Origin of the sequence: Bifidobacterium avesanii (assembly GCF_009299475.1) — a bacterium.
GTDB lineage: Bacteria > Actinomycetota > Actinomycetes > Actinomycetales > Bifidobacteriaceae > Bifidobacterium > Bifidobacterium avesanii.
In genome coordinates, this window is record NZ_WBSN01000015.1 from 17,118 (window position 1) to 33,289 (window position 16,172).

Consider the following 16,172-nt stretch of genomic DNA (forward strand, 5'->3'; position numbering starts at 1 on the left):
CGGTCCGTCCGGGACGGGTTAGGCTAGAGACATGAGTTCGAACGCCAGCAGCATGTCCACCGCGCCCAGCATGCCCGAAACCGCCGAGCGGGGGCTCACGGCGGCCGAAGTGGCCAACCGCGAGCAGAACGGCCAGACCAACCGGGTCAAGACGCAGTCGTCGCGTTCCGTGGGACAGATCGTGCGCGCCAACGTGTTCACGCTGTTCAACGGGATCATCCTCGCCGCCATGGTCATGGTGCTCATCACCGGCTCGTGGAGGGACGCGGTGTTCGGCTTCGTGATCATCATCAACACCGGCATCGGCGTCGTCACCGAGCTGAGGGCCAAGCGCACGCTCGACCGGCTGTCCATTCTCGTCGCATCCGACTACGTGGTGCGCCGCGACGGGCGGAACGTGGAGGTCAAGCACGACCAGATCGTGGTGGACGACCTGCTGTGGATCCGCGCGGGCGACCAGGTGCCCGCCGACGCGGCCGTCGTGGAGACGTGGGGCCTCGAACTCGACGAGTCCATGCTCACCGGCGAGTCCCGGACCGTGCGCAGGAAGGCCGGCGAACAGGTCTACTCCGGCTCCACCGCCGTGTCCGGGCTCGCGCTCGTGCGCGTCAACGCCGTGGGCGAGCACAGCTATGCGGCCACGCTCACCGCGCAGGCGAAGGTCTACAAGAAGACGGTGTCCGACCTGACGCGCGGCATCAACACGATCCTCAAGTTCATGACGTTCCTCGTGGTGCCGCTGTGCGTGCTGCTCATCTGGTCGCAGATCTCCGCGGTGGGTGGCTGGAACCACGCGCTCGCCACCGGCGAATGGCGCACGGCGGTGATCTCCGCGGTGGCCGGCGTGGTGGGCATGATCCCCGAGGGGCTGGTGCTGCTCACCTCGCTCAACTTCGCGCTCGCGGCCATGAGGCTCGCGCGTAGGAACACGCTGGTGCAGGAGCTCGAATCCGTGGAGACGCTCGCGCGCGTGGACTGCCTCAACCTCGACAAGACCGGCACGATCACCGACGGCGGCATCGCCTTCAGCCGGCTCGTCATGCTGGACGGCGGCTCGGAGGGGACGTCGAACGCCGACGCGGTCCGGCGGGTCCGGCAGGCGCTGTACGACCTCGCCAACGAGGAGCAGCCCAACGGCACCGGGCAGGCCGTGCTCGCGGGGCTCAAGGCCGAGGGCGTGGGCGCCGGCCCGATCGCGGCCCGCGTGCCGTTCTCGTCCGCGCGCAAGTGGAGCGCGGTGGTCGAGGGATCCGCGGGGCCAGCGGGGGAGAAGGGCCGCGAAACCCTGTGGTACATGGGCGCGCCGGAGGTGCTGTGCTCGGCGTTCGACGGCGACCACACCGACGTGCTGGACATGGTAAACGCGTACGCGAACGACGGCAACCGCGTGCTGCTCATCGCCCGCGCGGATATGGCCGACCCGTCCGCCTTCGCCGACGACCCCCACCTCGACCCGCACGCCCGTCCCGTCGCCCTCGTGCTGTGCGCCGAGCGCATCCGCCCGGACGCCGAGGAGACGCTCGCGTGGTTCCGCGAGCAGGGCGTGCGCTGCCGCGTGATCTCCGGCGACAACCCGGTCACCGTGGGCGCGATCGCCCGCAAGGTGCACCTGACCGGCGACCGTGCGCCGGTGGCCATGGACGCGCGCGAGCTGCCGGACGACGTCAACGAGCTGGCCCGCGTGCTCGAGGGCGTGGACGTGCTCGGCCGCGTGCTGCCCGACCAGAAGAAGGCCATCGTGCGGGCCCTGCACACGCAGGGGCACGTGGTGGCGATGACCGGCGACGGCGTGAACGACGCGCTGGCCCTCAAGGAGGCGGATCTGGGCGTGGCCATGGGCAACGCCGCGTCCGCCACCAAGGCCGTGGCGCAGGTGGTGCTCGTCGACTCGAAGTTCTCCCACCTGCCCGACGTGGTGGCCCGGGGCCGCCAGGTCATGGCCAACATGGAGCGCGTGGCGAGCCTGTTCCTCGTCAAGACCGTCTACTCGGCGCTCATCTCCCTCGCCGTGGTCCTGACGCGCATCCCGTACCCGTACCTGCCGCGGCACATCACGTACATCGGCGCGCTCACCATTGGCATGCCGGCGTTCATCCTCGCGCTCGCGCCCAACACCCGCCGCTACATGCCCGGGTTCCTGAAGCGCGTGGTGCACTTCGCCCTGCCCGGCGGCGTGGCCACGGCCGCCTCGGTGCTCATGGCCGCGTGGTTCCTGCCCTCGACGATGGGCTGGGACGTGGACGCCTCCGACGCCGACCTCGCGGACCTGAGGGCCACGTGCGCGATCGTGCTGTTCGTCATGGGCGTGTTCGTGCTCGGCCGCGTGGCGAGGCCCCTCAACGGCTGGCGTGGCGTGCTCGTGGCGTGCTTCGCGGCGGCCGGCGTGATCGGCCTGTTCATCCCGTTCGTGCGGAACTTCTTCGCCCTCGTGGTGCCGCAGGGCCGGCTCATCCCCGCCACGCTCATCGCCATGGGCGGATCGGTGGCCGTGTTCTTCCTGTGCCTGTGGATCGTGCCCATGATTTGGCGGATTATCGCACGCGCGCTCGCGACACGCTAGAGTTCTGCGTTACGTACCCGACCCAATTGAGCCGGATAATCGTACCAACGCATTCGTTTGAAGCACGGAGGAAGCATGTCCGTTCGCGATGACCAGCTCGCCACCCTCAGGGTGGGGGACAAGGACTTCGACTACTACCGCATCGACGACCTGCCGGGAATCGACCACCTGCCCTACTCGCTCAAGGTGCTGGTGGAGAACCTGGTGCGCAACGTCGACGGCGCCAACATCACCGACGAGCATGTGAGGGCGCTGCTCGACTGGGACCCGGACGCGCAGCCGAGCCACGAAATCCAGTTCACCCCCTCGCGCGTGGTCATGCAGGACTTCACCGGCGTGCCCTGCGTGGTGGACCTAGCCACCATGCGCGACGCGGTGGCGGACCTCGGCGGCGACCCGGAGGTCATCAACCCGCAGGTCCAGTCCGACATGGTCATCGACCACTCCGTGCAGATCGACAAGTACGGCACCCCGGACGCACTGAAGCAGAACATGGACATCGAGTACCAGCGCAACGGCGAACGCTACCAGTTCCTGCGCTGGGGCCAGCAGGCGTTCCGCAACTTCCGCGTGGTGCCGCCGGGAACCGGCATCATCCACCAGGTCAACATCGAGTACCTCGCCAAGGTCGTCATGACCAAGGCGGCCGGGGCCACCGGCCTGGACGACGGGCGCGACCTCGCGTACCTCGACTCCTGCGTGGGCACCGACTCGCACACCACCACCGTCAACGGCCTCGGCGTGCTCGGCTGGGGCGTCGGCGGCATCGAGGCGGAGGCGGCCATGCTCGGCCAGCCCATCTCCATGCTCGTGCCGCGCGTGGTCGGCTTCAAGCTCACCGGCTCCATCCCGGAGGGCGTCACCGCCACCGACGTGGTCCTCACCATCACCGACATGCTGCGCCGCCACGGCGTGGTCGGCAAGTTCGTGGAGTTCTACGGCGAGGGCATCGCGTCCGTGCCGCTGGCCAACCGCGCCACCATCGGCAACATGGGCCCGGAGTTCGGCTCCACCTGCGGCATCTTCCCGATCGACGACGTGACGCTCGACTACCTGCGCCTGACCGGCCGCTCCGAGGAGCAGGTCGCGCTCGTCGAGGCCTACGCCAAGGCCAACAAACTGTGGGGAGACGCCTCCGCGCCCGGATACGTGGAGCCCAGGTACTCCGAGTATCTGGAGCTCGACCTCGGCGACGTGGTCCCGTCCATCGCCGGCCCGAAGCGCCCGCAGGACCGCATCGTGCTCGCCGAGTCCAAGCCGGCGTTCGAGAGGACCCTGCCGGCCTACGAGACCGAAAGGACCGTCAAGGAGCCCGTGGCGGTGTCCACCGACTTCCGCGGCGACTTCGACCTGAACAACGGCGACGTGGCGATCGCGTCCATCACCTCCTGCACCAACACGTCCAACCCGTCCGTCATGGTCGCCGCCGGCCTCATCGCCCGCAACGCGCACGCCAAGGGCCTCAAGCCCAAGCCGTGGGTGAAGACCTCGCTGGCCCCCGGCTCGCAGGTCGTGGCCGACTACCTCGCCAAGGCCGGCCTGCAGGACGACCTCGACGCGCTGGGCTACGAGCTCGTCGGCTTCGGCTGCGCCACGTGCATCGGCAACTCCGGCCCGCTGCTGCCGGAGATCTCCAAGGCCATCAACGACAACGACCTCACCGTCACCGCCGTGCTGAGCGGCAACCGCAACTTCGAGGGCCGCATCAGCCCCGACGTCAAGATGAACTACCTCGCCTCGCCGCCGCTCGTGATCGCCTACGCGCTCGCCGGCACCATGGACTTCGACTTCGAAACCCAGCCGCTCGGCGTGGACCGGGACGGCAACGACGTGTATCTCAAGGACATCTGGCCGTCCAACGAGGAGATCGAGAAGGTGGTCTCCGAGACGATCAGCCGCGAGATGTTCGTGCGCGACTACGCCTCCGTGTTCGACGGCGACGCGCGCTGGAAGGGCCTCGACGTGCCCGAGGGCGAGCGTTTCGCGTGGGATCCGAAGTCCACGTACGTGCGCCGCCAGACCTTCTTCGACGGCATGAGCGCCGAGCCGGAGCCCGTCAGGGACATCCACGGCGCCCGCGTGCTCGCGCTGCTCGGCGACTCGGTGACCACCGACCACATCTCCCCGGCCGGCGCGTTCAAGGCGTCCAGCCCCGCCGGCCGCTACCTGACCGAGCGCGGCGTGGAGCCGAAGAACTTCAACTCGTACGGCTCGAGGCGCGGCAACCACGAGATCATGGTCCGTGGCACGTTCGGCAACATCCGCCTCAGGAACCAGCTGCTCGCCTCCGTGGGCGAGGAGGTGACGCCCGGCGGCTTCACGTACGACTTCCTCGCCAAGAAGCCAACCACGATCTTCGAGGCGTCCGAGGACTATCTCGCCCACAAGGTGCCGCTCGTGGTGCTCGCCGGCAAGGAGTACGGCACCGGCTCCTCGCGCGACTGGGCCGCCAAGGGCACGGTCATGCTGGGCGTGCGCGCGGTGATCACGCAGAGCTTCGAGCGCATCCACCGCTCCAACCTCATCGGCATGGGTGTGCTGCCGCTGCAGTTCCCCGAGGGCGAGTCCTACGAGTCGCTGGGGCTCGACGGCACCGAAACATACGACATCTCCGGCGTGGAGGCGCTGAACGAGGGCGTCACGCCGAAGACCGTGCACGTCACCGCCACGCACGCGGACGGCTCGGTCACCGAGTTCGACGCCGTGGTGCGCATCGACACCCCCGGCGAGGCCGACTACTACCGCAACGGCGGCATCCTGCAGTACGTGCTGCGGAACCTCATGAAGTAGCGCGTCCGGTCTGCCCGGTCTGCCGGGCCCGTTCGACCGTCCGTGTATGCCGCTCCGCTGTGTCCCGGATTGCATCCGTTTTCCGAATTGGGGGCAATCCGGGACACACGGGGCGGTTTTTGCGTCTCAATCCGCATCCATTTCGAGAATTGGCTGCGGAATGAGACACGAAGCATGGCTCTTGTGTCTCGATCTGCATCCAAAAGTGAAATCGGTGGCGGATTGAGACATGGAGGGGCGTCTGTGTGTCTCAAACCGCCACCATATGTGGGTGAACATATGGGCGCGAACATAGACGTACCGGCGATCAGCCCTCCGCGAGACGCTGGTAGACGCGGGCGCAGGAGCTGCCGGCGCAGATGGCGTACGGGTCGTATTCGGTCGTGGCATACAGATCGGTGCCGGCCGGCAGCTGCGTGGCGTCCCAGTCACGCAGCGGGGTGTCCGTGCTTCCGACGATGCGCCCGACCGCGCCGATGCGCCGCACCTTGGCCATGTCGTCCGCCGACATGACCGAGGCGTCGGCGCGGATGTAGGCCGCGTCCCCCACGAGAATCAGGTCGGCGCCGGGCTGCCTGGCCCACACGACCTCGGGAATGGCGGACGCGTCCGTGCTGAGCCCGGTGAAATGCGGTCCGTCGCCGATTTGGTCGGGGAACGCCGCGGAGGAGACCAGATCGGTCAACTCGACGGCCTTGCGGTTGCCCAGCGGATTGCGCAGCTTGGCGCTCATGGACGCGTATCGCCCGGTCGCGGCGCCGGAATCGCCCGAGGGCTGGCAGTATCCGGCCGTGCCGGCGCTGCCCGCGACCACGGTCACGCCCACATACTGCGACGTTTCCCGCACCACGAGCCGGTACAGGCAGGAATCCGACGCCGGGAAGAACACGCGCACGCCGCCGTCCGACGTGGGCGCGTAGTGGTACCAGGCCACGCGGCTTTCGTCCGCGAGCCGCTCGGTCGGCTGCAGGTCCTCGCGCGCGTCGGACGACTCCTCGCGGTAGCGGATCGGCGTGGCGTTGGCGGACCAGCTCCGCTCGGGCGTCGTCGGGTCGGAGGATCGGATGGCCCCGACGCCGTAAAACGCGGCCAGCGCCAATGCCGTGATCGCCAGCAGCGCGCATGCGGCGACCAGACGATTGCGGGTTTTGGCTGGCATGCGCCGGGTCACGGACGCGCCAATCGCGTGGGCGGTCGGACTGGTCGGGCCGGCCGGATTGCTTTGGAGCCTCGTTGATTGGGCCGGTTGGGCCGCCCGGTCCTGTCCTGCGGCCTGAACCGACTGTGTGATTGGGGTCGGCTGCGTTGTCCGATTCGGCTGAGCGGTTTGAACCGGCTGCGTTGCCCGGTCCGGCCGGATGGGCTGGTTGTTCGGCTGATTGGTCGTCATGGCCCTCACCTCGCTTCATTGCGTTGATTCCATGGTATGGTCCGGGTTCCGTGGCCCGCAACGGCCGTCATGCGTGCCATGACACGGGATTTCGCCGGACCGGGAGCGGCTTTCCGGACGGGGAGCGCCCGCTCCCGGTCCGGCAACTTCGCAATCCGCGGAATGACGCCGTTTTTGACGCCGCCGGACGGGGAGCGCCCGCTCCCGGTCCGAGAATGCGCTCCCCGTCCGGTGCTCACGGAGGCGGAATCGCAGAGACACAATGTAATCACGGAGGCGGAATGCCCGTGCCCGTTCCGCCACCACAGCGCGGCTATACTGTATAGCAATATGGTCGCGATGATGAAGGGAGTCGCCATGGCCGCCGTGCAGATGAACGTGCGCATCGACGAGGCGCTGAAGGACGAGGGCGATGCGGTGCTGCGCGAATTGGGCGTGTCCGCCAGCGATGCGATCCGGGCGCTGTGGACGTATCTCGCGGATCGGCGCGCGCTGCCGGACATGAGCACCACCGCGGACGAGGCCGCCCGCGAGGCCGAGCGCCAACGCCGGCTCAAGCTGGTGCGCGAATCCGCCGGCATGGTCCACCGCGCGTTCGTCGAAGCCGGGCTCATCGGCGAGGACGAGGACCTGCTGGACGGTATGGATGATGCGGAGCTCAAAGACTACCGTCGTCAGTTGGCGTATGAGCGGTATATGAACAGGAACGGGAACTGGGAGGCCGCGTGATGCGCAACGAAGAATTCCGCTGTTCCGTGATGTGCGACACGAATGTGCTTATCTACTACATGCTGTGCACGCCGCCCTTTTTCCTTCGCGTGTTTGACCTGTTCAATCTGTGCGCGCAGCAAAATATTCGCATGGTCTGCACCGCGCTGTCCCTTAAGGACGTGTTTTACATCACGCCGGGACGGTTCAGGGACCGGTATATGGAAGATGAATCGGAGCTGGTGAAGTCGTTTGCGAGCAACATGCTGCCGCGCGTGGCCCGGACATCCGTTTCCCAATTGCGGAAGATGATGGCAGTGCTGCCCGTGGGCGACGATGAATGCGCCGCCGCGGAAGGACTGTATGGCAGGCATCCCGATTTCGAGGACAATCTCCTCGTAGCCGCGGCGCAGCGCGCCGGCGTGCGCTATATGGCCACGTATGACAAACAGCTCATCAGGCATTTCCCCGAACTGTGCATGCGTCCGGAGGACATCGCCGCGCGATTGGGCGACCCTACGCCCGCGTAGGCAGGTCGGCGCGCTCCACCAGACGGGCCATCTGCACCCGGCCCATGCAAAGCTTGTCCGCGGCGGAGGACAGGTGCGCCTTCGCCGTGCGCTCGGAGATGAACATGCGCGCGGCGATCTCCGCGTTGGTGCATCCCTCGGCGGCGAGCAGCACGGCTTCGCGCTCCCGCTCGGGCAGCGCGTCGAGCATGGCCCGGGCCTCGTCACGGCGGGAGCGGGGCTTGGACGCGTGCAGGTCGCTGATGAGCTGCCGCTGGCTCGCCGGATTGAACTGCGGATCGCCCTCGCACACGCCCAGCACGCGGCGGATGATCTCGTCCGGCGCGTCGGTTTTGGAGACGAACCCCTCCGCGCCGGCCTCCACCGCGCGCTCCACCGTGCCGGACGGACTGAGCGACGTGAGGATCAGCACGTGCGGCGCGGGGGAGAGGGCACGCAGACGCCGCGTGGCCTCGATGCCGTCCACGCCGGGCATGGCGATGTCCATGAGCACCACGTCCGGATGCTCCTCGCGTGCGCGTGCCACGCAGGTCTCGCCGTCCGTGGACGTGGAGACCACCGTGATGCGGCCCGCGGAGTAGTCGGTCAGGATGAGGCTCATCGCCTGGCAGATCATCGGATCGTCGTCGATGACGCTCACCTTCACCGTTCGGGTGCCCTTGCCTTCAGTCACGTTCGCCATCTTAGCCGCGCCACGGCAGCGTCACGTCCAGATGGAAGACGTGGCGGTCGTCCTCGCCGAACCGGCATGCGCCGCCCGCCGACTTCACGCGCGCCGCGAGTCCCGGCAGACCGGCGCCGTTGCGGGCCTCGGCAGTCGCGGAATCCTCGGAACTCCCGGCATCCGAAGCCTCCACGGGATTGCTGATGTGCAGGTGCACGCCTTGGTCCGGACCGACGCCGACCTCCAGCGACACCGGTTGCCCCGGCGCGTGCCGCCGCGCGTTGGTCAGCCCCTCCTGAACGGCCCGGTAGGCGATCTTGGCGACGCCGTCGTCCAAATCGCTCAATTGCCTGACGTCGATCCACGTGTTGAGCCGCATGCCGCCGTTGCGCGCGTCGGCGATCAGCCCGTCCAGCGACTCCCGCGTGAGCGACGTGTCCGCGGACGGGGCGAGCTGCTCCCATGCCTGCGCCGGGTCGCGCAGCATGTTGATGATCGAATGCGCCTCGTCCAGCGCGCCCGCCGCCTGCCGGCGAATGTCCTCCGCCTTGTGCGCCAGCTCGCGCGTTTCGGGGGAGTCCTCCAGCCGGGACGCCTCGGTCCTCAGCGCGCTCGCGTTCAGTGCGATCAGCGACAGCGAATGGGCTAGCGTGTCGTGCGCTTCGGCGGCGATCGCGTCGGCCAGCTGCTGGCTGGTCAGGTCCGATTGCAGGTTCTCCGCATGGTGCTGGGCGGCTTGGGCGCGCGCATCGGCCTCATGGAGACGGGCCCGGGAGCGGATGTGAAGTCCGAGCAGCACCGCCGCGGCCGTTTCGATCAGGGCCACCACGGCCGCGGTTGCGATGACCGTCGCGTTGCTTGCATTCACCACGGCCGGCACGCCGTTCGAGCCCGTGCCCGGTTCCGCGAACAGCTGATGCCAGAAAGAAAAACCCGTCGGTCTGACGGCGTCGCGCAGCTCGGCGTAGAGAGACGCCGCCAAGCCGGCCAACGAGACGCGGACCGTGCACCGCGGATCGCTTCGCCGCGCGAGCACGCCCGTGAGCGCCATGAGCATGGGCATCGGGGCGTAGGGGAATACGGCCACGGCTGCCGCGCAGCACCAGAACACCGGCTCGGGACGCGCGTCACGCCACAGCAGCGCGAACGGCAGCGCAAGCGCGAACAGCACGCTGACGGACGTCCACGCCTTCATACCGCCGGACATCGCGTCGAAGGACGGGCCGCCCATGAACGAGGCCTGCGCGAGGCAGAAGAACGCGGCCACGGGAATCATGACGGCCGCGAGCCAGCGCTTCGTGCGCACCGGCACCTCGTCGGCGGGCTGAGCCCCGTCGGCGGATCGCCCGTCGGAACGTCCGCCGGGCTGCATGACGGGCCGCATGGTCGTGTTCTGGTCTTCTCTGCTCATGCCTCCACTGTATTGCCGCGCGTCCCGCTTCGCCATGGGACGTCGGGGCATGCGGGGCGGCGGCGGTCTGCCCGATCGGGCGAACGGAAAGGGCATGTCGGCCAATGGCGGCGGCGTCCCGCGTTTCCTAGCGTGGAAGCGTGCCGCCCCGGCGACGGCATCCCAGAGAAACCTCCTCAAGAGGAGAAGCATCCCGGAGAAAGAAGGAACCATGACCAATCCCGCACCCCAGCAGCCGCCCGTCCGGCCCGCCGCCAAATCCGAGCCCGCACACCTGACCGTATGCGGCGTGGTCGCCGTGGTGTTCGGCGCGCTGGCCCTCGTGCTGAGCTTCATTCCGATCATCAACAATCTGGCGGCCATTCTGGGCGCCGTGGGCGCGGTGCTTGCGCTCATCGCGCTGGTCGGCACGTTCCGCGGCAAAAAGCGCGGCAAGGCGCTGTCCGTGGTCGCGGCCGCGCTGTCCGTGCTGGCCATCGTGGTCACGCTGATGATGCAGTCCGCCGCCAGCAAGGCGATCGACGACTCCGTCAAGGAGTCCAAGGGCATCTCCACGTCCCAGGTCGGATCCGCGCCCGCGGCCAAGGAGCAGGACGCCGAGGGCGACGTCGAGGGCCTCCACGTGAAGATCGTCTCCGCGGCCAAGGCCGGCAACGACTACGAGGGCAAGCCCACGGTGATGGTCTCCTACGAGTGGACGAACAAGACCTCGAAGAACAACTCGTTCATGGCCCTCGCCCACGCGCAGGTGTTCCAGAACGGCTCCGCGCTCGACACTGCGGTCTACACGGACGCGCCGGCCGGCTACGACGCCGGTTCGTCCATGACCGAGGTCCAGCCCAATGCGACCGCCGCGGTGACCGTGGGTTACGTGCTCAAGGACGATTCGCCGGTGACCGTCGACGTGAGTGCGTTCCTCTCGGTCGGCGACGATTCGAAGGTGACGCACGTCTTCACGCTGCAATAGCGCCGCAATGGTCCGGACCGGGAGCGCCCGCTCCCCGTCCATGGGCGTTGGAAACGGCCGCATCGCAAGGATGATGGCCATGTCGGACGGGGAGCGGGCGCCCCCGGTCCAAAGAAGCCGCATCGCTCCCAGCGGACGTTCAGGAATCGTCCGGGAATCTTTGCCGGGATTGCCCGGAGACGTGGATGATCGCCCCAGTGGCCCTTCGGGAACGGGCGGTTCCATGGGAGGCATGAACACAGCAACACCATTGACAACGCCATCCGCGCCGCCGGCCGAAGCGCCGGCCGCATCGGTGATCGCCGAGCGCGTGGGCTCCCCGCGCCCGGTGGACGCCGACATCGTCATTCCCGTCTACAACGAGCAGGAGCAGCTCGCCGGCTCGGTCGTCACCCTCATGAACCATCTGGCCGCGAGCCAGCGCGAAGGCTGGGCGTACACGTGGAACATCGTCATCGCGGACAACGCGAGCACCGACGCCACATGGCCCATCGCCGCGCAGCTCGCCCTGCAGTATCCCGACCGCGTGCGCGCCGTGCGCATCGCCGCCAAGGGCCGCGGGCGAGCGCTCAAGCTCGCGTGGGGCGAGTCCGTCGCCCGCGTGCGCGCCTACATGGACGTGGACCTGTCCACCGATATCCGTCTGACCGGCACGCTCGTCGGCTCGCTGCTCTACGGCGGCGCGGACGTGTCCATCGGATGCCGTCTGTTCGACGAGTCCGACGTGGAGCGCTCGCTCAAGCGCGAGGTCATCTCCCGCACGTACAACACGATGCTGCGGGTCGGCCTCGACGCGGCCTTCCACGACGCGCAGTGCGGATTCAAGGGCGTGACCGCCTCCGCCGCGCGCACCCTGCTGCCGCTGATCGAGGACGACGAGTGGTTCTTCGACACGGAGCTGCTGCTCCTCGCGCAGAACCTCGGCCTCAACATCTACGAGTTCCCCGTGCACTGGATCGAGGACGCCGGCACCACCGTCAACATTCCGGACACGGTGAGCAAGGACCTCAAGGGCATGTGGCGCATGCGCCGCACGCTCAGGGCCCTGCGCCGCGAGCGTGAGGCGGCTGCGGCGTCCGCGGCGGCGAATCCCAAGCCCGCAATGCCCGCAAAGCCCGTCGCCGCGCCGTCCGCGCCGACCGTGGCCCCGGCCGCGCTGTAAGGGGACGCCATGAGCAGCGCGACCGCATCAACGACCTCCTCCCGCTCCCGGCGCTTCCGCTGGCCGTCCTTCGCCGGCGTGAACGGCGGCCGGTTCGTCCGTCCCGCCGGACCCTCCACCGTGCGCGCCTCGATCGCCGCCAAGCGCACCGCCGCCGACTGGATCGGATTCGGCGCGATGATGGGCTTCAGCCTCATCGTCATGTTCGTCAACCTCACCGCATCCGGATACGCCAACGAGTTCTACTCGGCCGCCGCGCAGGCCGGATCCGTGGACTGGTGGGCCTTCCTGTGGGGCTCCTCCGACGCCGGCAACTCCATCACCGTGGACAAGCCGCCGGCGGCGATCTGGCTCATGGCCCTGTCGGTGCGCGTCTTCGGCCTGAGCTCCTTCGCCATCCTCCTGCCCGAGGCGATCTGCGGCATGATCAGCGTGTGGCTCGTCTACGCGTGCGTGCGCCGCTACTGGGGCAACTGGGCGGGCGTCGTCGCGGGATTCACGCTCGCCACCACGCCGGTGGCCGCGCTCATGTTCCGCTTCAACAATCCGGACGCGCTGCTCGTCACGCTCATGGCCGGCGCCACGTACGCCGTGCTCCGGTCGCTTGAATACCCCGCCGAACGCCGCGCGAACCGCAGGCGCACGGCGTGGATGGCGCTCGCCGGCGTGCTCATCGGATTCGGCTTCCTCACCAAGCAGATGCAGATGTTCCTCGTGCTGCCCGGCTTCGCGGCCGCGTTCCTTGTGGCCTCGCCGACCAAGTTCCTCCGGCGCATCGTGGACGGCCTCGTCGCCGTCGCGTCCATGGTCGTGGCCGCCGGATGGTGGGTGCTGCTCACCGTGGTCGTGCCGTCCGGATCCCGCCCGTACATCGGTGGCTCGCAGACCGACTCCTTCCTTGAGCTCACGTTCGGCTACAACGGCTTCGGCCGTCTCACCGGCAACGAGACCGGTGCCGTCGTGGGCGGCGGCATGGGCGGCAACGGCGGCGGCATGTGGGGCCAGACCGGCATCACCCGACTGTTCGACGGCGAGTACGGCGGCCAGATCGCATGGCTCGCGCCCGTCGCCGCGGTCGGCATCCTTGCAGGGCTCATCGTCTCCCGCCGCGCCCGCCGCACCGACGTCCGCCGCGCCTCCGTGATCGCATGGGGCGGTTGGCTGCTCGTCACGTGGATCACGTTCAGCCACATGGCCGGCATCTTCCACCAGTACTACACGGTCGCCCTCGCCCCGGCCCTCGCCGCGCTCGTCGGCATCGCCGCGGCCGCGCTGTGGGAGCGCCGGGACACGTTCTGGGCGCGCGCCGTGGCCGCGCTGACCGTGCTCGCGGGCACCCTGTGGTCGTACGAGCTGCTCGGCCGCTCCACGTGGCTGCCCGCCCTCAAGGCCCTCGTGCTCGTTTTCGGACTGATCGCCACGCTGCTGTTCGCGGTGCTCGCGCTCGCCGCCGTGCCGATGCGCGGCATGCGGGCCCTGCGCGGCGCCGGGGCGTCCGGCATGATGTTCGGCGTCACGCTGGCCGCGCTGGTCCTCGCCGCCGTCGCCCTCTACGCCGGACCCGCGGCGTGGACGGCCTACACGGTGTCCACCGGGCATCAGGGTTCGATCGTCACCGCCGGTCCGAACGTGACCAGTTCCACCGGCATGGGCGGCGGCCCCGGTGGAGGCAACGGCGGTCCCGGCGGGCAGGGCGGTCCGGGAGGCCAGGGTGGATTCCCCGGCGGCTTCGGACAGGACGGCTCCTCGCAGAGTGACGGCCAGAATTCGAGCGACGGTCAGAACGCGACTGACGGCCAATCCGGCCAGATGTCCGGCGGCGGCCAGATGAACGGTCAGCCCGGCGGTCAGACTGCCGATGGACAGTCCTCCGATGGCCAGTCAATGGGCGGTCAGTCCGCTCAGTCCGGCCAGTCGACGGACGGCGACGGTTCCGCTACGGATGGCTCCTCCGGCGCCCAGTCCTCCGACGGCCGTGGCAACCGCGGCGGCATGGGCGGCGGTCTGCTCGGCGGCGGCTCGGCCAGCGAGACGATCGTCGAAATGCTCAAGCAGGACGCCGACCAATACACGTGGGCGGCGGCGACCACCGGCTCGCAGAACGCGGCGAGCTACCAGCTGGCCAGCGAACAGGCGGTCATGCCGATCGGCGGTTTCAACGGTTCCGACCCGAGCCCCACGCTCGAGCAGTTCAAACAGTACGTGGCCGAGGGTCGCATCCACTACTACATCGGTGGCGGCGGCATGGGCGGCAACCAGCTCGGCGGCTCCAGCGCCGCCAGCGAGATCGCCTCCTGGGTCGCGGAGAACTTCGAGGCCCAGACCGTGGACGGCGTGACCATCTACGACCTCACCCAGCAGTGAGGCCGGCGGCAAGGCTCCGGACTCCCGACAAACAGGCAGCAGCGGCGGCGTCCGCTTCATCCCCGATGGATGAGGCGGACGCCGCCATTTGCATCGGATGCCGGTTGCTCGCCGTTGGACCGGGGCGGTCTGTTGAGGCACGGGGGTGATCCTTCGGCTTCGGTTGCGCCTTCGCTCAGGATGACGGTGATGATGCTCTTTATGCGGTCGGCGGTGGCTGGAGCTTGACTTGGTGACGGGGATCCGGAGAGTGGGTTTTCGACGTCGGCCGCCTCTGCGTCCGAGATGACGGGGAAAGATTTTTAACGCGGGTGCTTCGCTCCTGTGCCGTATGGTTCCGGAATTGGCATCTGTATTGATCTCGATATCGGCTTGGCTTGGGTTTGGGATTGGATTTGCAGTTTGGCCTGATGACGTTTGGTCTGATGACGGCGGGAACTGGGGAGGGTTTTAGTAGCTGGTGACAATGTGGGTACAGCGTGGGCACAATGTGCCCACATTGTCACCAGCTGGGAAAAACACCATATATCCTTCCTCAAACCGCTGCGAAATGTCGATGTGTTTCCCGAAGAGGCATGGAGTGGAATGCGGTGTCGGCTGGCAACGATCCGTCCGGATCAGGCGCGCGGGTCACCGAACCAGCTGGAGTAGATAATGGCGAAGTTGCGGTTGCCGTAGCTCGAGCAGGCGTCGCCGGTGCCGGTTCCCGCGGCGAGGGCGGCGGCGTTGGGCTGGTAGGGCGTGTAGATGTACAGCAGCGTGGTGGCGTCGTTCTCGATGAACACGTTGCCGGTGCCGCACACCACGTTCGGGTGGTATTGGATGGCGTTCACCTTGCCGGTGCGGAACTTGTAGCGCTTTTCGTTGGCCAGATAGTACCTGAACCGCCGGGCCGAGCCGATCACCTGGTTGACGAACCCGGCGTACTGGGGGTCGCAGCTCGCGTCGTCGGGGCAGCTCAGGCCCATCGCCGCCTGATAGTTCCAGTCGCTCGGCGGCGCGGCCGTGACGAGGTGCTGCTCCTTCTGCATGAGGGTGAGCAGCACCTTCTGACTGATGCCGCACGCGCGGGCCGCGGTGTCGATCACCTGCGCGGCGATCCGTCCGGCGGCCGCGGCGACGGCCCCGCACAGGTCGTCGGCGTCGCGCGCGTCCACGTCGAAGGTCTTGGACTTGAGGCACTGGTCGCCGGAGCACTTGGCGCCCTTGTCGTCGAGGAACGCCTGCACGTCGTCCGCGCTCATGGCGTCCGCGTTGAAGAACTGCGCGTCGGAGATGATGTCGCCCGGGTCGAAGTCGTACTGCACGGTGTATTCGCGCTGCTGCTCGCGCGTGGACGCCACCAGCCGCTGGTACTGCACCACGCGCACCATGGCCAGCACCAGCGCCACCACCATCACGGCGGCGACCATCGTGGTGCCGGCCATGGCGACGCGCTTGGCCAGGCCGGCCCTGCCCCACGAGCGCTGCCAGTGCAGAAAATCCGCCGCGCGCAGGGAGACGATACCGTCCCGTCGTTTTGTGGGGCGGGCGCCCCTTTTGTTCCTGTTGCTCATACCGGCCGCCATTGTAGCGGCTCCGTCTGAATGCCAGTCTGCGAATGCCGCCCGGTCCGAACGGCAGTCC

At 68.2% G+C, this 16,172-nt stretch carries 11 protein-coding genes; 7 read left to right on the top strand and 4 right to left on the bottom strand.

The features are described from left to right. Positions 1 to 70: 70 nt before the first annotated feature. Together DSM100685_RS07935 and acnA are read left to right on the top strand one after the other, a co-directional pair. Positions 71 to 2,560: a cation-translocating P-type ATPase gene (locus DSM100685_RS07935; RefSeq protein ID WP_163201025.1), complete on the top strand. Its 2,490-nt coding sequence runs from the start codon at positions 71 to 73 to the stop codon at positions 2,558 to 2,560. A gap of 75 nt (positions 2,561 to 2,635) precedes the next feature. After that, positions 2,636 to 5,350, top strand: coding sequence for an aconitate hydratase AcnA (acnA, locus tag DSM100685_RS07940; RefSeq protein ID WP_152350816.1), 2,715 nt, complete (start codon positions 2,636 to 2,638; stop codon positions 5,348 to 5,350). A 307-nt stretch (positions 5,351 to 5,657) separates the two neighbouring features. Here acnA and DSM100685_RS07945 read toward each other — a convergent pair whose 3' ends face one another. Continuing rightward, a complete protein-coding gene (locus DSM100685_RS07945) occupies positions 5,658 to 6,509 on the bottom strand; it encodes a hypothetical protein (protein WP_152350817.1) in 852 nt (283 codons plus the stop codon). A gap of 570 nt (positions 6,510 to 7,079) precedes the next feature. On the opposite strand from DSM100685_RS07945, the gene DSM100685_RS07950 reads away from it, so the two are divergent. Next, positions 7,080 to 7,469, top strand: a complete 390-nt coding sequence (locus DSM100685_RS07950) for a type II toxin-antitoxin system RelB/DinJ family antitoxin (RefSeq protein ID WP_239512694.1) — start codon at positions 7,080 to 7,082, stop codon at positions 7,467 to 7,469. Then, positions 7,469 to 7,978: a type II toxin-antitoxin system VapC family toxin gene (locus DSM100685_RS07955; RefSeq protein WP_152350818.1), complete on the top strand. Its 510-nt coding sequence runs from the start codon at positions 7,469 to 7,471 to the stop codon at positions 7,976 to 7,978. The genes DSM100685_RS07950 and DSM100685_RS07955 overlap by 1 nt, the downstream gene beginning before the upstream one ends. On the opposite strand, the gene DSM100685_RS07960 is transcribed toward DSM100685_RS07955, so the two are convergent. Then, the gene (locus DSM100685_RS07960) at positions 7,965 to 8,651 is read right to left on the bottom strand and encodes a response regulator transcription factor (protein WP_276608027.1); all 687 of its coding nucleotides are present in this window, start codon (positions 8,649 to 8,651) and stop codon (positions 7,965 to 7,967) included. The genes DSM100685_RS07955 and DSM100685_RS07960 overlap by 14 nt on opposite strands. 10 nt (positions 8,652 to 8,661) lie before the next feature. Continuing rightward, positions 8,662 to 9,918, bottom strand: a complete 1,257-nt coding sequence (locus DSM100685_RS07965; protein WP_152350844.1) for a histidine kinase — start codon at positions 9,916 to 9,918, stop codon at positions 8,662 to 8,664. 346 nt (positions 9,919 to 10,264) lie between these two features. Between DSM100685_RS07965 and DSM100685_RS07970 the strand changes: the two genes are divergently transcribed. The 3 genes from DSM100685_RS07970 (at position 10,265) to DSM100685_RS07980 (ending at position 14,546) form a co-directional block, all read left to right on the top strand. Then, positions 10,265 to 11,020: a DUF5067 domain-containing protein gene (locus DSM100685_RS07970; protein WP_152350820.1), complete on the top strand. Its 756-nt coding sequence runs from the start codon at positions 10,265 to 10,267 to the stop codon at positions 11,018 to 11,020. A gap of 232 nt (positions 11,021 to 11,252) precedes the next feature. Then, positions 11,253 to 12,182: a glycosyltransferase gene (locus DSM100685_RS07975; protein WP_239512692.1), complete on the top strand. Its 930-nt coding sequence runs from the start codon at positions 11,253 to 11,255 to the stop codon at positions 12,180 to 12,182. 9 nt (positions 12,183 to 12,191) lie between these two features. Continuing rightward, positions 12,192 to 14,546, top strand: coding sequence for a glycosyltransferase family 39 protein (locus DSM100685_RS07980; RefSeq protein ID WP_152350822.1), 2,355 nt, complete (start codon positions 12,192 to 12,194; stop codon positions 14,544 to 14,546). 617 nt (positions 14,547 to 15,163) lie between these two features. Here DSM100685_RS07980 and DSM100685_RS07985 read toward each other — a convergent pair. Beyond that, positions 15,164 to 16,102 carry a hemagglutinin gene (locus DSM100685_RS07985; RefSeq protein ID WP_239512691.1) on the bottom strand — a complete coding sequence of 313 codons (939 nt, stop codon included), beginning with the start codon at positions 16,100 to 16,102 and terminating at the stop codon, positions 15,164 to 15,166. Between the last annotated feature and the right edge of the window lie 70 nt (positions 16,103 to 16,172).

Coding starts and splice junctions, on each gene's coding strand:
- DSM100685_RS07975 (WP_239512692.1), top strand. CDS start 11,253: ATGAACACAGCAACACCATTGACAACGCCATCCGCGCCGCCGGCCGAA.
- DSM100685_RS07955 (WP_152350818.1), top strand. CDS start 7,469: ATGCGCAACGAAGAATTCCGCTGTTCCGTGATGTGCGACACGAATGTG.
- DSM100685_RS07980 (WP_152350822.1), top strand. CDS start 12,192: ATGAGCAGCGCGACCGCATCAACGACCTCCTCCCGCTCCCGGCGCTTC.
- DSM100685_RS07970 (WP_152350820.1), top strand. CDS start 10,265: ATGACCAATCCCGCACCCCAGCAGCCGCCCGTCCGGCCCGCCGCCAAA.
- DSM100685_RS07950 (WP_239512694.1), top strand. CDS start 7,080: ATGATGAAGGGAGTCGCCATGGCCGCCGTGCAGATGAACGTGCGCATC.
- DSM100685_RS07965 (WP_152350844.1), bottom strand. CDS start 9,918: ATGATTCCCGTGGCCGCGTTCTTCTGCCTCGCGCAGGCCTCGTTCATG.
- DSM100685_RS07985 (WP_239512691.1), bottom strand. CDS start 16,102: ATGAGCAACAGGAACAAAAGGGGCGCCCGCCCCACAAAACGACGGGAC.
- acnA (WP_152350816.1), top strand. CDS start 2,636: ATGTCCGTTCGCGATGACCAGCTCGCCACCCTCAGGGTGGGGGACAAG.
- DSM100685_RS07945 (WP_152350817.1), bottom strand. CDS start 6,509: ATGCCAGCCAAAACCCGCAATCGTCTGGTCGCCGCATGCGCGCTGCTG.
- DSM100685_RS07935 (WP_163201025.1), top strand. CDS start 71: ATGCCCGAAACCGCCGAGCGGGGGCTCACGGCGGCCGAAGTGGCCAAC.